16 protein-coding genes are annotated in these 15,974 nt (G+C 55.1%); 7 read left to right on the top strand and 9 right to left on the bottom strand.

What is annotated here, in order from left to right:
• Positions 1–52: 52 nt before the first annotated feature.
• The 7 genes from H7F20_RS06145 to H7F20_RS06115 form a co-directional block, all read right to left on the bottom strand.
• A complete protein-coding gene (locus H7F20_RS06145; RefSeq protein WP_185785230.1) occupies positions 53–562 on the bottom strand; it encodes an OmpH family outer membrane protein in 510 nt (169 codons plus the stop codon).
• A gap of 62 nt (positions 563–624) precedes the next feature.
• Positions 625–1,452: an OmpH family outer membrane protein gene (locus H7F20_RS06140; protein ID WP_185785229.1), complete on the bottom strand. Its 828-nt coding sequence runs from the start codon at positions 1,450–1,452 to the stop codon at positions 625–627.
• 95 nt (positions 1,453–1,547) lie between these two features.
• On the bottom strand, positions 1,548–4,166 hold the full coding sequence (gene bamA / locus H7F20_RS06135; protein ID WP_185785228.1) for an outer membrane protein assembly factor BamA: 2,619 nt from the start codon (positions 4,164–4,166) through the stop codon (positions 1,548–1,550).
• A gap of 4 nt (positions 4,167–4,170) precedes the next feature.
• On the bottom strand, positions 4,171–4,911 hold the full coding sequence (locus tag H7F20_RS06130; protein ID WP_185785227.1) for an isoprenyl transferase: 741 nt from the start codon (positions 4,909–4,911) through the stop codon (positions 4,171–4,173).
• A gap of 11 nt (positions 4,912–4,922) precedes the next feature.
• The gene (locus tag H7F20_RS06125) at positions 4,923–5,618 is read right to left on the bottom strand and encodes a DUF6089 family protein (RefSeq protein ID WP_185785226.1); all 696 of its coding nucleotides are present in this window, start codon (positions 5,616–5,618) and stop codon (positions 4,923–4,925) included.
• A gap of 117 nt (positions 5,619–5,735) precedes the next feature.
• Complete coding sequence (locus H7F20_RS06120) at positions 5,736–6,611, bottom strand: NAD kinase (protein ID WP_185785225.1); 876 nt, start codon at positions 6,609–6,611, stop codon at positions 5,736–5,738.
• A 5-nt stretch (positions 6,612–6,616) separates the two neighbouring features.
• On the bottom strand, positions 6,617–7,273 hold the full coding sequence (locus H7F20_RS06115) for an acetoin utilization protein acuB (RefSeq protein ID WP_185785224.1): 657 nt from the start codon (positions 7,271–7,273) through the stop codon (positions 6,617–6,619).
• Between the two features lie 85 nt (positions 7,274–7,358).
• On the opposite strand from H7F20_RS06115, the gene H7F20_RS06110 reads away from it, so the two are divergent.
• The 7 genes from H7F20_RS06110 (at position 7,359) to clpX (ending at position 14,555) form a co-directional block, all read left to right on the top strand.
• Positions 7,359–8,072: a pyridoxine 5'-phosphate synthase gene (locus H7F20_RS06110; RefSeq protein ID WP_185785223.1), complete on the top strand. Its 714-nt coding sequence runs from the start codon at positions 7,359–7,361 to the stop codon at positions 8,070–8,072.
• Positions 8,072–8,842, top strand: coding sequence for an alpha/beta fold hydrolase (locus H7F20_RS06105; protein WP_185785222.1), 771 nt, complete (start codon positions 8,072–8,074; stop codon positions 8,840–8,842). The genes H7F20_RS06110 and H7F20_RS06105 overlap by 1 nt, the downstream gene beginning before the upstream one ends.
• A gap of 130 nt (positions 8,843–8,972) precedes the next feature.
• Positions 8,973–10,556 carry an SGNH/GDSL hydrolase family protein gene (locus H7F20_RS06100; RefSeq protein WP_185785221.1) on the top strand — a complete coding sequence of 528 codons (1,584 nt, stop codon included), beginning with the start codon at positions 8,973–8,975 and terminating at the stop codon, positions 10,554–10,556.
• Between the two features lie 66 nt (positions 10,557–10,622).
• Positions 10,623–10,970 carry a phage holin family protein gene (locus tag H7F20_RS06095; RefSeq protein WP_185785220.1) on the top strand — a complete coding sequence of 116 codons (348 nt, stop codon included), beginning with the start codon at positions 10,623–10,625 and terminating at the stop codon, positions 10,968–10,970.
• 94 nt (positions 10,971–11,064) lie between these two features.
• Positions 11,065–12,387 (top strand): trigger factor, encoded by a 1,323-nt coding sequence (tig, locus tag H7F20_RS06090; protein ID WP_185785219.1) that lies wholly within the window; start codon positions 11,065–11,067, stop codon positions 12,385–12,387.
• Between the two features lie 170 nt (positions 12,388–12,557).
• Positions 12,558–13,238 (top strand): ATP-dependent Clp endopeptidase proteolytic subunit ClpP, encoded by a 681-nt coding sequence (gene clpP / locus H7F20_RS06085; protein ID WP_185785218.1) that lies wholly within the window; start codon positions 12,558–12,560, stop codon positions 13,236–13,238.
• Positions 13,239–13,319: 81 nt separating this feature from the next.
• Positions 13,320–14,555, top strand: a complete 1,236-nt coding sequence (gene clpX, locus H7F20_RS06080) for an ATP-dependent Clp protease ATP-binding subunit ClpX (RefSeq protein ID WP_185785217.1) — start codon at positions 13,320–13,322, stop codon at positions 14,553–14,555.
• Here the strand turns inward: clpX and H7F20_RS06075 are convergent.
• Positions 14,530–15,105 carry a hypothetical protein gene (locus H7F20_RS06075; RefSeq protein ID WP_185785216.1) on the bottom strand — a complete coding sequence of 192 codons (576 nt, stop codon included), beginning with the start codon at positions 15,103–15,105 and terminating at the stop codon, positions 14,530–14,532. The genes clpX and H7F20_RS06075 overlap by 26 nt on opposite strands.
• Positions 15,106–15,334: 229 nt before the next feature.
• The gene (locus H7F20_RS06070; RefSeq protein ID WP_185785215.1) at positions 15,335–15,874 is read right to left on the bottom strand and encodes a hypothetical protein; all 540 of its coding nucleotides are present in this window, start codon (positions 15,872–15,874) and stop codon (positions 15,335–15,337) included.
• Positions 15,875–15,974 lie beyond the last annotated feature (100 nt).

Below are 15,974 nucleotides of genomic sequence, written 5' to 3'. Positions count from 1 at the left end.
CCGGGTACGGGCGGTTTATGATTCCTTTTGTTTGGGGTCAGGTCCCTATCGGTCAGAAACCGAGTTCCTGTTTCACGTCGGCCAACAGGTCCTTGCCGGTTGCCACGATCACACCGGATCCGGGGCTGGAGTCCAGCACGTACTGGAACCCCTGGGCAGCAGCTACTTTTTCGATAGCGGCTTTGGCCTTTTTGGAGATCGGATCGAACAGTTCCTGCTGCTTCTTGGCCAGCTCCTGCTGGGCAGCCTGCTGGGCCTCGCCGATGTTCCTTTCAAATCCCTGCAGTTCCAGGGCGCGTTTCTGGTTCTCTTCCTGGGACATCGAGCTCGCCTCGTTATTGTATTGGGTGAACTTGTTCTGTAACTCGTCCAGGGAACTCTTGATATCGGCCTGGTAGGTTTCCTGGAGCTTCTTCAGCTCCGCCTGGGCGGCCTTCATTTCCGGCATTTGCTGCAGGAGCTCGGACACATTGATATGCGCCGTCTTGTGCTGTGCCTGTATAAAACCGGTGGCAGCCACAAACATAACTACTGCTACCGCTACCTTAACTACTTGTTTCATGATTTCGAATTTGCTATTTGAGTTTACTATTTATTGAATCGTGCCAGTTAGTTGTCTGTAATCTAATTATCTGTAATCGTATCCTTTGCCTGCTCCGTGGCCTCTTTCCGCTCTTCTTCCCGGGCCTTGCGCTTGGCTTCACGCTCTTCGAGGAGCTTCTGGCGCCGGGCCTCGTAGGCCTTTTTGCGTTCCTCCCGCAACTTCAGTTGCTGGGCCCGGTAATCCTCGGCTTCCTTGGTGCGGGCTGCCTCTGCTTCCGCAGCGCGCTGCTGCCGCTCCAATAGGGCCTCTGAAACCGGAGCTTCCGTTTCTTCCTGCTCAAAATCCTCGAGCCGGTCATTTCGCTTCTGCGGCGGGCTGCTCACCCTGCGTGTCCGGGAGATGGAGCGCAATACCAAGTCGCTGATATCGTGCCTTTTTTCGGAGTACAACATTACAACATCCGCAGATTTATCGAAAATAAAATCATAACTTTTATTGGCCCCTATTTTCTGTACTTCGTTGAAAACCTGGTCCTGTATGGGCTGGATCAGCCGCTGTTTCTGCAACACCAGGTCCCCGCCCGGGCCAAACCGGTCCTGCTGGTAATCCAGAAGTTCCTTTTCGAGGATTGCTATCTCCTCTTCCCTCTCTGAGATCAATTCGTCCGTGAGCAACACCCGCTCTGCCTGCAAGTCCTTCTTCTGCTCCTCGATGGCCCGCTGCCGCGCCTCGATCTCCGATTTCCACTGCAGCACCCGGTTTTCCAACTGGTCGCTGGCCTCGCGGTACTCCTCGACATTTTCGAGGATGTACTCCATATCCACATATCCGATGCGGACACCGCGCTGTGCCAGGGCCATTCCGGAAAAGCAGATGGCCAGGGTTGCCCAAATTATTCTTGATCGCATCACAGAACTGTTTTGTCTAATAGAAAATATCGTGCCAAAATTATTAAATCTTTTATAATGAATGACTTAACAATTTGGAAATCCCGGATTGCCGACTAAAACTGCTGCCCGATTATGAAGTGCGTCTGCCATCCGCTGGGTCCCGGGTTGTTGTCCGGTCTTAGGTCGTCGTCGAATCCGTAACCGAAATCGATTCCCAACAAGCCAAAGGCAGGCATGAAAATCCGAAGCCCCACCCCGGCTGATCTTTTTATTTCAAACGGATTAAACTCCTGAAAATTGTTGAAGGAGTTCCCTGCCTCGGCAAAAATCAGCGTATAGATGGATGCCGTGGGTTTCAGGGTAAGCGGATACCGCAATTCCATGGAGTACTTGTTGTAGACGATCCCACCTTCCTGGTCCTGGGTCAGCGGGTCCACAGGGGTCAGGGAGTTGTTCTCGTAACCCCGAAGCTGGATGGTCTCCCGCCCGTCCAGGGTAAAGTTCCGCCCCAGGCCGTCCCCCCCGAGGAAAAAGCGCTCAAACGGCACCTTGCCCACATCGGCATTGTAGCTGCCCAAAAAGCCGAATTCCGCATTGGTCCGCAGGACGAGCTTATCGACGATTCGGGTATACCAGTCCGCCCTGAATTTTATCTTGTAGTATTCCAGCCAGCGGAAGCGCTCCTGGTCCAGCTCCTCCAGCCGTTGCTGCAGGGCCGGGTCGGAGGGCTGCCCCAGCTGGGCATTTTCTATCTGCTCCCGGACAATTTCCTCGCTCTCCTGCTTCAGGGCCCCGAAGTCCTTGTCACTGAAGAGGGAATAAGGAGGCGTAAACTTACCGGAGAGCTCTATGTTGCTGCCGTAGAGCGGGAAAATCGGCCCGGGCCCCGAGGAGTTCCGGGTAACCCCGATGGTATATGCCAGCGAATTGGACCGGCCGTTCCCGAAATTGAACAAGCCGGTGCGGTAATTCTTGAAGTCGTAGATCTGGTAGCTCACGGAATGGGACAGGACAAAAAAGTCGTCCGGCCATTGCACGCGTTTGGCGAGCCCCGCTGAAATCCCGGTAATGGAAAACTGCTGGTTTTTGTCCACATCAACCCGGCCGCTGTTGTTGAAGCGGGCCAGGAATTGCTGGGTCCGGGACAGGGAAAGGCTGAAGCGCACCGGTTTGCGCCCGCCGAGCCAGGGTTCCGAGAAACTCAGGGAATAGACCCGGAAGGTCCGGCTTGCCTGCAAACGCAGGGCAAAGGTCTGGCCATCACCCATAGGCACGGGGGAATACGCCTTCCCGTTGAACAGGTTCTGGATCGAAAAGTTGTTGAAGGAGAGCCCGAGGGTCCCGATAAAGCCGCCACCCCCGTAACCGCCCTGCAACTCTATCTGGCTGGCGCCGGATTCCACCAGGTCGAATTTCAGGTCCACAGTACCCTCGTTGGGGTTCGGGTTTTCGATTTCCGGCTTGATCTGTTCCGGGTCGAAGAAGCCGAGCTGGCCAAGCTCCCGGATGGTCCGGATAATATCTTCCTTGCTGTACCGCTGTCCCGGTTTGGTCCGGATATCCCGGTAGATGACGTGGTCGTTCGTCTTGTTGTTCCCGCTTACGGAAACGCGGTTCAGGAAGGTTTCCTTCCCTTCGATGATCCGGATCTCAAAATCGATGGTATCGTTCTCGGCCGAAACCTCCACGGGGTTGATCTGGGAAAACAGGTACCCGTTGTTCTGGTAGAGGTTGGTAAGGTCTTCCCCATCCGGCTTGGTATCGTCAGCGATCCGCTTGCGCAGCAGCACCCCGTTGTAGGTGTCCCCCTTCTTGATCCCCAGTACCTGGTTCAACTGTCGGTCCGTGTATACCGTGTTGCCGACAAAGTCGATCTCGCCGAAATAGTATTTGTCGCCCTCCTCCACTTCGATGTGGATATTGATCTTGTTCTTCGAAAGGCGCTCGATACTGTCGGAGAGTACCCGGGCATCCCGGTAGCCGTTCTCCGCGTATTTGTCGATGAGGGATTTGAGGTCCTCCTGGTAGTCGACCTCGATGTATTTGGATTTCTTCCAGAAACGGCCAAAGCGCTTTTCCTTGGTATTCTTCAGGCTCCGCCGCAATTTGCCGTCGGAGAGCTGCTCGTTCCCTTCAAAATTGATGTTTTTGATCTTGACCCGCTCGCCCCGGTCGATGTTGATCACCATGTTCCGGGCGTTGGTCTCGGAGGTATCCACGGAAGTGGCGATGGTTACCCGGGCATTCAGGAAACCCTGTTTGCGGTATTTGTTTTCCAGGAAGTTCTTGGTATTGGCAATCAGGCTTTCCGTGATTTTTTTCCCCTTTTTCAGGTCCGTATCGTCCTGAATGTCGGATACCTTCCGTTTGGGTATCCCGTAGAAGGTCACATTGTTCAGGGAGGGGCGCTCCTGTATGTTGAGTTCCAGGAAGATTTCCTCCCCTTCGACCCGCTCGATGTAAAAGGTGACATCGCTGAACAGGTCGAGTCCCCAGAGCTTTTTGATGATATCGCTGATCTGGTCCCCGGGCACGGTGATCGGCTGACCTTCCCGCAGCCCGGTATAGGTCTTGACGGTCTGTTCGTTATAGCTCTGCAGCCCGGTTACCTTCAGGCCTCCCAGGATATAAGTCCTGCTGTTCTGGTAGGAGGTGTCCTGAGCGAGGAGGGGTAGGGTGAGTAGAAATGCCAGGGTTAGGAGAAGGCCTCTTAGTGATACGAATGCCGGCATACCACTAAATGAGTTGTTCGCTTGTTTTTCCAAATCTTCGTTCTCTGTTCTGATAACTTTTAAGTGCCTCTATCAGATGTTGTTCACTGAAATCTGGCCAAAAAACGTCCGTAAAATACAATTCCGCGTACGCAATCTGCCAGAGTAAAAAATTACTGATCCGGTGCTCTCCGCTGGTCCGAATCAGCAGGTCAACATCTGGCAAATCATGCGTGTAAAGATGCTCATTAATAATTGCATCATCAATATTATCAGGTGAAATTAGGTTATTTTTAACTTTGATACTCAAGGCCCTGAAGGCCGATGTAATCTCTTCCCGGGAGCCGTAGCTAAGGGCCAGCGTCAGGGTCATCCCGGAGTTTTTTTCGGTCATCGCCATCACCTCCTCCAGTTCCTTGAGGGCCTTTTTGGGCAATGCCTCGGTCCGGCCGATGGCGCGGAGGCGAATGTTGTTGTCGTTGAGGGTTTTCAATTCTTTCCGGAGGGAGGCGACCAGCAGTTTCATCAGGGTTTCCACTTCCAGCCTCGGGCGTTTCCAGTTTTCAGTGCTGAAGGCATAGAGGGTCAGGTATTCAATGCCGATTTTTGCCGCCGTTTCCACCGTTTCGCGGACGGCACGCACCCCGTTTTCGTGGCCGAAGACCCGCAACTTGCCCCGCTGTTTGGCCCAGCGGCCGTTGCCGTCCATAATAATAGCCAGGTGCTGCGGCAGGCGCCCCTGTTTAATTTTCGCTATAGTGTCCATGTCGCGTCTCGCTACTCAAAGCAATCCATGCAGGGCTTCCTTCCAAAGGTGAACGTCAGCGTCATCCCAGAAAACACATACCAGTCGTCGCTGAATATGTTGCCGATGGGACCGTCGGCCTGCTGTTCAAAATTGGACCCCTGCGGGTTGCTGGCATCCAGGTTATCCGTAAAGGTATACCTGGCGCCGATTTCCGCCCCGAGAATCAGGAACTGATTCAGGCGGAGTTTTGCCCCCACGGTCATCGGGATGGCAAATGCACCGTCCCGCTGCCCCGTATCGATCATCCTGCCGGCATCGAAATAATTAAAATCGTACCTGAAATAGGTTACCCCCGTATACAGGTAGGGCGTGAATGCCGGCCCGAGCTTGTGGAGGTTGTACTCCACAAAGTTAAATTCCAACCCGGCCGAGGCTTCGAGCAGGTTGTTCTCCATCTGGAGGGCCCGCTGCTGCCGCGCCGGAATGTCCGATTTCAGATCGTCCGCCTTGAAGCGGGCATAGATGAGGTGGGCACGCCAGGCATAGCGCTTGCTCTTGTTCCACTTAAAGAGCGCCCCGACGGCGGGTCCGGAGGGTGCGATATAATTCATCCGTCCGATATCCCCGATATTGTTGGCTCCTCCACCGTATAAACCTATTTCATAGGTCTGCCCCTGCAGCGAAACCGCCAGCAACAGGCAAACAGCGGCAATTACAATCCTCATCGAATCCAAAAGTTTGCAAATATAGCAATTTTAAGCCCTGAACCAGCAGCTTCCTTGCCCTATTTATGTTTCCTTTGATAAACAGGATTTACCGCCTTTTATTGCCCGGCCCGGGGCTCAATTCCGGCGGTCTTCCCCCCACAGCAGTTTATTGCGGATCGTTTTGAAAAAGCTCTCGGTGGCATATTCCACCATCCGGATGTTGAAACCGGCCCGCCTGATGGTAATTTCCGTGCCGTTGTCAACGCTGGTAATCCGCGAATCCAGGGAAAGCAGGTGTTGTTGTTCCCGCCCGGAAACCCGCAGCCTGATTTCCGTATCATCCGCGATGACCAGGGGGCGTGCATTGAGGTTGTGGGGGGCGATGGGCGTAATGACCAGGGACCTGGCAGTAGGGGTCATGACCGGCCCGCCGCAGCTCAGGGAATATCCCGTGGACCCGGTGGGGGTGGCGACGATCAGGCCGTCGGCCCAGTATGAGGTCAGGTATTCCCCGTTCAGGTAGGTCTCCACGGTGATCATGGAGGTGGTATCCTTGCGGCTGACCGTCACCTCGTTGAGCGCAAAATTCAACAGGTCCCCCCCGGGGGCTTCCCCTTCCAGGCTGGCCTGGACCACACTGCGCTCCACGATCCGGTAATCCCCGGCCCGGAACTGCAGGACCAGGGAACGAACCTCCTCCTTCCGGAAGGTGGAGAGGAACCCCAGGCGCCCCGTATTAACCCCAACCACGGGGATCCCCAGGTCGCGGATATAGGTGATGGCGCGCAGGATGGTACCGTCCCCGCCAAAACTTACAAAGAGGTCAAAGGAGTCGTCCAGGCCGTGGTCCAGGTCAAAGGTGGCATATCCGTCTTTGTCCAGGCCCAGGAGGCTGCAGAAGGCCGATTCGATAGCAACCTCAGACCGGTCGCGGCCGAGTTCATCCAGAAGCTCGCGTACGGCGCCCGAGGCCTCATCATTGTAGGTCTGACCGTACAGCGCGACCTTCATGGGCGTTAAACGTTAAGGTATTTGTCGAGGTAGTCGGAGCGTTGCCTGAGGGCATCCAGGAAGGCATCGTCGGCACTCCCGGTCAGGATGGTGTATTTATAGCGGCGGAAGGTCTGGATCACCTCGTTGATATTGGTATCCCCCATCTTCAGGGTGATCTGTACCAGGTCGTTTTTGATCTCGGTGATAAAGGCCCCCAGCAGGCGGGTGTTGTTCCCCTCCACGATCTGGGCGATTTCGCTGAAACTGTAATCCTTCAGGGGCTTGGACACCACCAGGATTGCGCCGGGCTCGGTAAAGAAGGGCATGTGGGTAAAGATCCCCACCACGTCGTTCAGGTCGTAGTACCCCAGCAATTTGCCCTCCGGCCCGATCACCGGGAGCAGGTTCGCCTCATTGCGGGTAAACACCTCGAGGATATCGATCCAGCCTGCATCGACATTCACATGGAAGGATTCCAGCTGGTAACGGAAATCCTCGATGGGGCTCATTTCCTCGAAGGAATCCAGGTCCGCCTCCCCCAGCAACCCGAGAAAAACCCCTTTTTCTGTAATCGCCACATGGGAATAGGTGGAATGGGTAAAAAAATGGATGGCCTCCTTCAGGGTGTCTGTAACCTCAAAGACGGGTATCGTGCTGATGATGTGTTCCTGTATCTGCATCTGGTACGCAAATTACTAATTTTTAAACTGCAAAAGGCATGCCTAATTTGTATTTTTGGGCGGTAACCGAAGAAAAACCGATGCCATGGTGCGATTAAGCGTCAACGTGAATAAAATAGCCACCCTGAGGAATGCCCGGGGCGGCAATGTCCCCGACCTGATCCAGACGGTCCGCGACATCGAGGTATTCGGGGCGCAGGGCATCACCATCCACCCCCGCCCGGATGAACGGCACATCCGGTACCAGGATGCGCGGGACCTTAAAACAGTGGTGGGTACCGAATTGAATATAGAGGGCAACCCCGTCCCGGCCTTTGTGGACCTGGTCCTCGAGGTCCGTCCCGACCAGGTCACCCTGGTGCCCGACGCCCCGGATGCGATCACTTCGAACGCCGGCTGGGATACCATCCGGAACCGGGAATTCCTCAAGGAGGTTATCGGGAGGTTCCGCGCGGCCGGGATCCGCACCTCCATCTTTGTGGACCCCAACCCCGAAATGGCGGCAGCGGCGGCAGAAACCGGCACGGACCGGGTAGAACTTTACACCGAAAGCTATGCATCCGGATACGGCAGGGACCCGGAGGCGGCCGTGAAACCTTTCCGGGAAACGGCCCTTGCGGCAGCAGCAGCGGGCCTCGGCATCAATGCGGGGCATGACCTCAGCCTGGACAACATCGCCTTTTTTGCCAGGGAAGTCCCGCACCTGATGGAGGTTTCCATCGGCCACGCCCTGATCTGCGAATCGCTTTACCTGGGCCTGGAGAACGTGATCGGCATGTACAAAAACCGGTTGGCCTGATGGAGAAATTATACGCAAAGGTACTCGGGGAGGGCAAGCCACTGATTATACTCCACGGCTTCCTCGGGATGTCGGACAACTGGAAGACCCTTGGGAAGCGCTACGCCGACGCAGGCTTCCAGGTCCACCTGCTGGACCAGCGCAACCACGGCCGCAGCTTCTGGTCTCCCGCCTTCAGTTATGCGCTGATGGCGCAGGACCTGGAACGCTACATGGACCGAAACAAACTCGGCCGGGCCATCCTGCTGGGCCACTCCATGGGCGGCAAGACGGCCATGACTTTTGCAGCGGCCTTCCCCGACCGGGTGGAACGCCTGCTGGTGGCCGATATTGCCCCCCGCTACTACCCGCCCCACCACCAGCACATCCTGGAAGCCCTCGACCGCCTGCCCCTGGACCAGGTGCAATCCCGGGGGGAGGCCGACGAGCGGCTCGCCGAATCCCTTCCCGATTTCGGGGTGCGGCAATTCCTGCTGAAAAACCTCTATTGGAAAGAATCCCGCAAACTCGGGTTCCGCTTTAACCTGGAGGTGCTGAAGGACAGCATGGAGGCCATCGGGGCGGCACTCCCGGAAAACGCCTGGTTCAGCGGCCCCGTCCTCTTTATAAGCGGGGGCGCCTCCGGTTACATCACCGATGCGGACCGGGAACTGATCCTCAAACACTTCCCCGGGGCCCGGGTAGAGACCATCCCGGGGGCGGGTCACTGGTTGCATGCCGAAAAGCCTGATGCCTTCTACCGGATCAGTTCGGATTTTATCAAATCCTGAATCAAAGGCGCCTATTATTATGCATGCATAATTTTTAAGGGGCCCTTATTGCGGGTGTCATAAATTTGGTTAATTTTGGTTACGCCCGGCTATCAGGCCTTCCGGCACAGATTAACACAAACTGACTCAAATGAAAAAACACCTGCTCTTACTGGCCTTTTTTGGCCTATTTATCCTTTCCTGCAGCGACGACGACCCGGTAGTTGATCCGGGGGGGGAGATACCGGAACCCATTGAATACACCAGTGGTTCGGCAGACTTCACTACCTACGTCGCACTGGGGAACTCCCTGACGGCCGGATTTTCAGATCAGGCGCTTTTTATCGATGGACAGGATGCTTCCTACCCGAATATGTTGGCAGGCAGCTTTGCCGAAGCCGGGGGAGGTATCTTCACCATACCCTACATGTCAGACAATCTGGGGGGGATGACGGTCAATGGTAATCCATTTGCCCCGAATCGCCTTTTCCTGGATTTCTCCTCCGGATCTCCCATACCTACCCCGGTATCCGGAACGGGATCCACGGAAGCACTCAACAAGCTCTCAGGATCGTTCAATAACATGGGAGTTCCAGGAGCGAAAAGCTACCATTTGCTGGCCCCGGGGTACGGAAGTGTCGCCGGGCTCCAGGCGGGGTTGGCTAATCCCTATTTTGTGCGCTTTTCCAGTGGTGAAACCGCCAGCGTCCTGGGGGATGCCCTGGCACAAAACCCTTCTTTCTTCACCCTTTGGATCGGGAACAACGACGTCCTGGGCTTTGCCGTTAGCGGAGGTGCCGGAGTTGACCAAACCGGAAATCTCGAACCTGCCACCTATGGTCAGAACGATATTTCGGACCCCAACTATTTCGGAGGAGTTTACAACCAGATTTTGACGCTCCTAACCGCCAACGGGGCAGGCGGGGTGATTGCCAATATCCCGGACGTGACCAAAATACCCTTTTTCACCACTGTGCCCTTCGCACCCCTCAGCCCGGCCAACCCATCATTCGGGCCGCAAATTCCAGCACTTAACGAACAGTTTGCTCAGCTTAACCAGGTATTTCAGTTCCTGGGGGTTCCGGAACGTTCCATCACATTCAACGCCGACAGCGCGAGCCCCCTGGTGATCAAAGATGAATCGCTGCCCGACCTGTCTGCCCAGATCACGGCCGTGCTTGCCGGAGGAGGCCTCGATGTCCCTACGGCCACCATCTTAGGGATGCTGTATGGACAGGCGCGTCAGGCCACCGCAGAAGACCTCGTTGTCTTTACAAGCCAAACCGTGATCGGCCAGGTGAATACAGAAGCCTTTGCCATGCTTCAGGGATTGGGCGTTCCTGCAGCATTGGCAGGTCAGCTGTCGGTCAATGGGGTCACCTACCCCATGGAAGACCGCTGGGTGCTGCTCCCATCCGAACAGCAGGCTGTCAAAACCGCCACGGAAGCCTACAACCAGGCTATCGCGGCAGCAGCCCAGGCCTACGACCTGGCTTTTGTGGATATGAATACGTTTTATAACACCGTGGAATCCCAGGGGGTCCCCCTGGCCGATGGCAGTGTGGTGACGGATACTTACGCCACTGGAGGAGGGTTTTCCCTGGATGGGGTTCACCCTTCGCCACGGGGTTACGCGCTGATCGCCAATGAATTCATTAAAGCCATCGAAGCCAAATACGGAGCCACTTTGCCCAGAGTCGACCCGCTGGCCTACACCGGGTTGTATATCAACTAACCGGGATAAATAGTATCTTTAAGGGTACCGGCCGGGCCGGTACCCATTTTATTTAAAACCTCGACCATGAATTTTATCCTTCGCCTGTTGCTGAGCGCCCTTGCGGTGGTGCTCCTGTCAAAACTCCTGCCCGGTGTCTCCGTGGCCTCTTACGGTATTGCCATCCTGGTGGCCCTTGTTCTAAGCCTGCTCAATTTCATCGTGAAGCCGCTGCTGATCCTCTTTACGCTGCCGGTCACCATCCTGACCCTGGGGCTGTTCCTGCTCATCATCAACGCGGTGATCATTTTGCTGGCCGATGCGATCGTGGACGGATTCGCCGTAAACGGCCTGTGGTGGGCCCTGCTTTTTTCCCTTCTCCTGTCCGTGCTGCAGTCCATCCTGTTCTCCTTCCTGAGGGAAGACAAGAAGTAACACCACCTGTTGAAAGACAGTGCGTTGAAAACTTGTCCTGCATGGTAAAATGCGCTACTTTTGCATCCCATTTTTATTCGCAAAGGAGAAGTACATGAATATCACCAAAGAGCAGATCGATGATTTGAACGCCGTCCTGAAGGTGGCCATCACCAAGGAGGACTACCAGGACAAGGTCGATAAAATCCTCAAGGATTATCGCAAAAATGCCAATATACCGGGCTTCCGCAAGGGCCAGGTACCCATGGGCCTGATCAAGAAACAATACGGCCGTGCCGTACTGGTGGACGAGGTCAACAAATTGCTGCAGGACAACCTCAACAAGTACCTGGTCGAGGAAAAACTCGATGTGCTGGGGAACCCGCTGCCCAAGCAACAGGATAATTTCAACTGGGAGTCCGAGGAACTCGCCTTCGAATTCGAGCTGGGCCTGGCCCCGGAATTCGAGGTTTCCCTGAAAACCAAAAAGGCCATCCCCCACTACAAAATCGTTGCGGACAAAAAAATGATCGACGACCAGGTGTCGCGGATCCGCAAGCAGTACGGAAAACTGGTTTCCAAAACGGAAATCGGCTCCGGGGACGAAGTGACCGGTACCTTTGTCAACGAAGCGGCGGAAATCGAACACAAGACCACCCTGGACATGGCGAAGGTCAAGAGTAAAAAGGCCCTCTCCGCCCTCAAAGGAAAAAAACCCGGGGATACGGTAACCCTGAAAACCAAGGGGCTGCTCACGGAAGACTACCTGCTGGCCAGTGTCCTGGGCATTGACCGGGAAAAGGCCGACGGCCTGAATATCGAGGTGGCCTTCAACATCGAAGAAGTGAACGAGCGGCAGCCCGCCGAACTCAACCAGGAACTCTTTGACCGGTTATTCGGCAAGGACACCGTCACTTCTGAAAAGGAAATGCGCGACCGGATCAAGGAGGACTCCGAAGGGCAGTTCCAGCAGCAGTCCGACCAGAAACTGCTCAATGACGTAACCGAACAACTCATCGAGGCGACCAACTTTGACCTGCCGCGGGAATTCCTGAAAAAGTGGATGCAGACCACCGGGGAGAAACCCCTGAGCGCCGAAGAGGCCAGCGACGAATTTGAGAAATCCGAAAAGGGGCTGCGCTATCAGCTGATCGAAGGGAAACTCATCAAGGACCACGGGCTGGACATACAGTTCGACGAGCTCAAGGAATTCGCCAAAGGGTTTATCCGTTCGCAGATGGCCCAGTACGGCCAGGCAAACCCCCGGGAGGAAGACCTGGAAAACATTGCCGGGCGGGTGATGGGCAACCGGGATGAAGTGAAACGCCTCTCCGAACAGCTGATGAGCCAGAAACTCCTGAACCTGTACAAGGAAAAAGCGAACCTCAAAACCAAGGAGGTCAATTATGACCAGTTTGTTAAAGAGGTCTACGGATAGGCAGCCGGCCCCGTTTTAAAAAATGGCTGCCCGACGGCGGCACGCCCGAAATTCTTATCTTTACGGTGCCGACAACAGTTGTTTCGGCACCTTTTTTTTAAGGAATGCGCCCGGATCCACGGATTCACCCCTTCGGATCGGCCGCTTATTAATAGTATCTGAAAGAATATATGGACTACGTTAAAGAATTCAAGGATTACGCCGTCAAGGACCGCGGCATCAGCAGCCTGCAACTGGAACGCGGGCTCACCAGCATGTATCCCGTGGGGATGACCCCGAACATCATCGAGGAGCGGCAGTTGAACGCCATTGCCATGGACGTCTTCTCCCGCCTGATGATGGACCGGATCATCTTTTTGGGGACCGGCATCAGCGACCAGGTGGCGAACATCGTCCAGGCGCAGTTGCTGTTCCTGGCCAGCGCAGACTCCTCCAAGGACATCCAGATATACATTAATTCCCCCGGGGGCAGCGTCTACGCAGGCCTCGGTATTTACGACACCATGCAGTTCATCAAGCCCGATGTGGCCACCATCTGTACCGGGATGGCCGCCTCCATGGCAGCGGTGTTGCTCTGCGCGGGCGAAAAAGGGAAACGGAGCGGGCTCAAGCACAGCCGGGTAATGATCCACCAGCCGCTTTCCGGAGCCCAGGGGCAGGCGAGCGATATTGAAATTGCCGCCAAGGAGGTCCTGAAGATCAAGGACGAGCTCTACGAGATCATCTCCAAACACAGCGGGCAGCCTTTTGATAAAATCCAGGAGGACAGCGACCGGGATTACTGGATGAAGGCTGGAGAAGCCCGGGAATACGGGATGATTGACGAAATCCTCGAACGCGACAAGGAGTAAGGCGTTTCAGGGCCAAATTGGCCGTATCGGGAACAATTTTTAGGGAATTTAGCGTTAGATTAATACTGCAGCAGTACGATTATGGCAAAGGAGAATTTAGAGTGTTCGTTTTGCGGCCGTAAAAAGCCGGAGACCAACCTGCTTATCGCCGGGCTGGATGCGCACATCTGCGACCGGTGTATCGAACAGGCGCACGGCATCGTGGCCGAGGAGTCCAGGCAGTCCAAAACGGACGACCTCTCCTCCGAGCTGGTGCTGAAGAAACCCCTGGAGATCAAGCAATTCCTGGATACCTATGTCATCGGGCAGGAGCGGACCAAAAAGGTCCTGTCCGTCGCGGTTTACAACCATTACAAGCGGCTGTTGCAACCCAGCTCCAAGGAGGATGAAATCGAGATCCAGAAGAGCAATATCGTCATGGTCGGGCAAACGGGTACCGGGAAGACGCTGATGGCCAAAACCATCGCACGGATGCTTAAGGTGCCCCTGGCCATTGTGGACGCCACGGTACTGACCGAAGCCGGGTATGTGGGGGAGGATGTTGAAAGCATCCTGACCCGCCTGCTGCAGGCAGCGGATTACAACCTCGAAAAAGCAGAACGCGGGATCGTTTTTATCGACGAGCTGGACAAAATTGCCCGGAAAAGCGACAACCCCTCCATTACCCGGGACGTATCGGGCGAAGGGGTGCAACAGGGGCTGCTCAAACTCCTGGAAGGCACCGTGGTGAACGTCCCCCCGAAAGGCGGGCGCAAACACCCGGACCAGAAATTTATCGAAGTCAATACGGAGAACATCCTCTTTATAGCGGGGGGTGCCTTTGACGGGATCGAACGCATCATCACCCGCAGGCTCAATATGCAAGCCATCGGTTACAGTGCCTCCAAGCGGGAGGATATCATGGACGCTGAAAACGTCCTGCAGTACATCATCCCGAAAGACCTGAAGGAATTCGGGCTGATCCCGGAGATCATCGGCCGCTTACCCGTGTTGACCCACATGAACCCGCTGGACCGCAAAACGCTGCGCTCCATCCTCACCGAGCCCAAGAATGCCATCATCAAGCAGTACGAAAAACTGTTTGCCATGGACGGCATCTCCTTCAAGATTACCGAGCAGGCGCTGGATTTTATCGTGGATAAGGCAATTGAATACAAACTGGGGGCCCGCGGGCTTCGCTCCCTGTGCGAAGCGGTGTTCACCGACGCCATGTTCGAACTTCCGAGTACGGAGGAGACCGAGTTCAAGGTCACCAAACCCTACGCGGAAGAGAAGCTCTCCTTTGAGACGATCAATAAGCTGAAAGCTGTTTCCTAGGTTTCCCGTCACGTCCCTTTAACACCCCATCGAGCAGGTCCATGCAGACCTTCTGGATGATCTTTTCATCCGAATACAATTCCTGGCCAAACCGTTCGATTACCTCCGGTTCCAGGCCCACCTCCCGGAACCAGTGGGGTGCCGGGCGGTTTTCGTGGTACTCCCCGTAAACCAAGGTTACCGGGCAGTCCGGGTGATGGTCCCCGATCTTCTGCAGGCAAAGGGGGGATACGGCATAGAGGGATTTCATGGGGAGCCCCATCAGGGCTGCCTGCCAGGCGATGCTTCCCCCGCCCCCGAAGGCCAGGTAGTGGCAGGGTTCCTTTTCCCGGGAAAGCAACTGGGCTGCCGCCCTTTTCATCCCGCTTTCCGCAAAGGTGTGGTAGAGCTCTTCCAGTGTGTGTACCGGCGGCAGGTCCATAGCTGCCATCTGCCGGCTGTCGTAATAGACGATATCGTAATACTGTTGCAGGTACCCCAGGTAGGAGGTAATCCAGAGGCCTTTTTTGGAACCCCATAAGTCCGAAAGGACAACAAGTCTTCTTGCCATAGTTGAAACGATTAAAACATGCGCAGGTCAGTCTGGTTCCCCGAAGTTGTTAATTTATTGTGTCAGCGCCGCAATTATTGGTCAACAGGGATCAAAATTTCGACGTAGTCTCCGCGGTCGGAAACCCACATCGGTGAGCGCTATCATAAGTACGATAAAATACATCCCGGAGATTTCTTCCTTTTCAATCGGGTACCGAATACTTCCGTTATAGCACCCCTGGCCCCCTTCAGATTCGCTTGCCGATGGCAATTCCAAGCCTGGGGTATCCGACGAAGTCATTGTACGGGTCCGAACTCAGGTACCGCCCGAACCCCAGGTAAATTTCTCCTATCCAGGAGCGGGAAGTGAAGAATTTGGCACCGGCGGCAATCCCAAGGCCAAAGACCAATCTGGAACTGCCTTGCGATGATTCGAAACCGCTATCTGATTGAGTATAGCTGAAATAACCCGGCCAGGATCCGACAAGGCTGTTCAATTCCAGAAAGAAGCCGCTCGCTGCAGGCTTGCCAAAATAAAACCGGTAATAGGGCGTGGCGGCAAACCGATAGCCGAAACTTTCGTTCGGGCCCAGGCCGAAGCTAAGCCCAATGGCGCCATCCGCTCCCAGGATGCGCTCATAGGTCACCTCCGGCACTTCCAGAAGCGCCGAGAGCGCGTTGATTTTCAATTCATTCCGCGCATCGGAAAAGGATTCGTCCTGGGCCGGGGACAGGGTGGGAATAATCAGCAAGGTCGGTATAAACAAAAGTAACCAGGGCGTTTTCATAAGGTCCGTTTTTACATTAGGAACCACAATCTAACACCGCAACCCAAAAGCAGTGTCCCGAATTATGCCGGGGGTAAAAATCCGGAACGGTTGGCGGGAG

It is taken from the genome of Robiginitalea sp. SC105, assembly GCF_014243345.1.
GTDB lineage: Bacteria > Bacteroidota > Bacteroidia > Flavobacteriales > Flavobacteriaceae > Robiginitalea.
The sequence above is the reverse complement of the archived record's forward strand: the minus strand, read 5'-3'. Positions and strand labels throughout refer to the sequence as shown.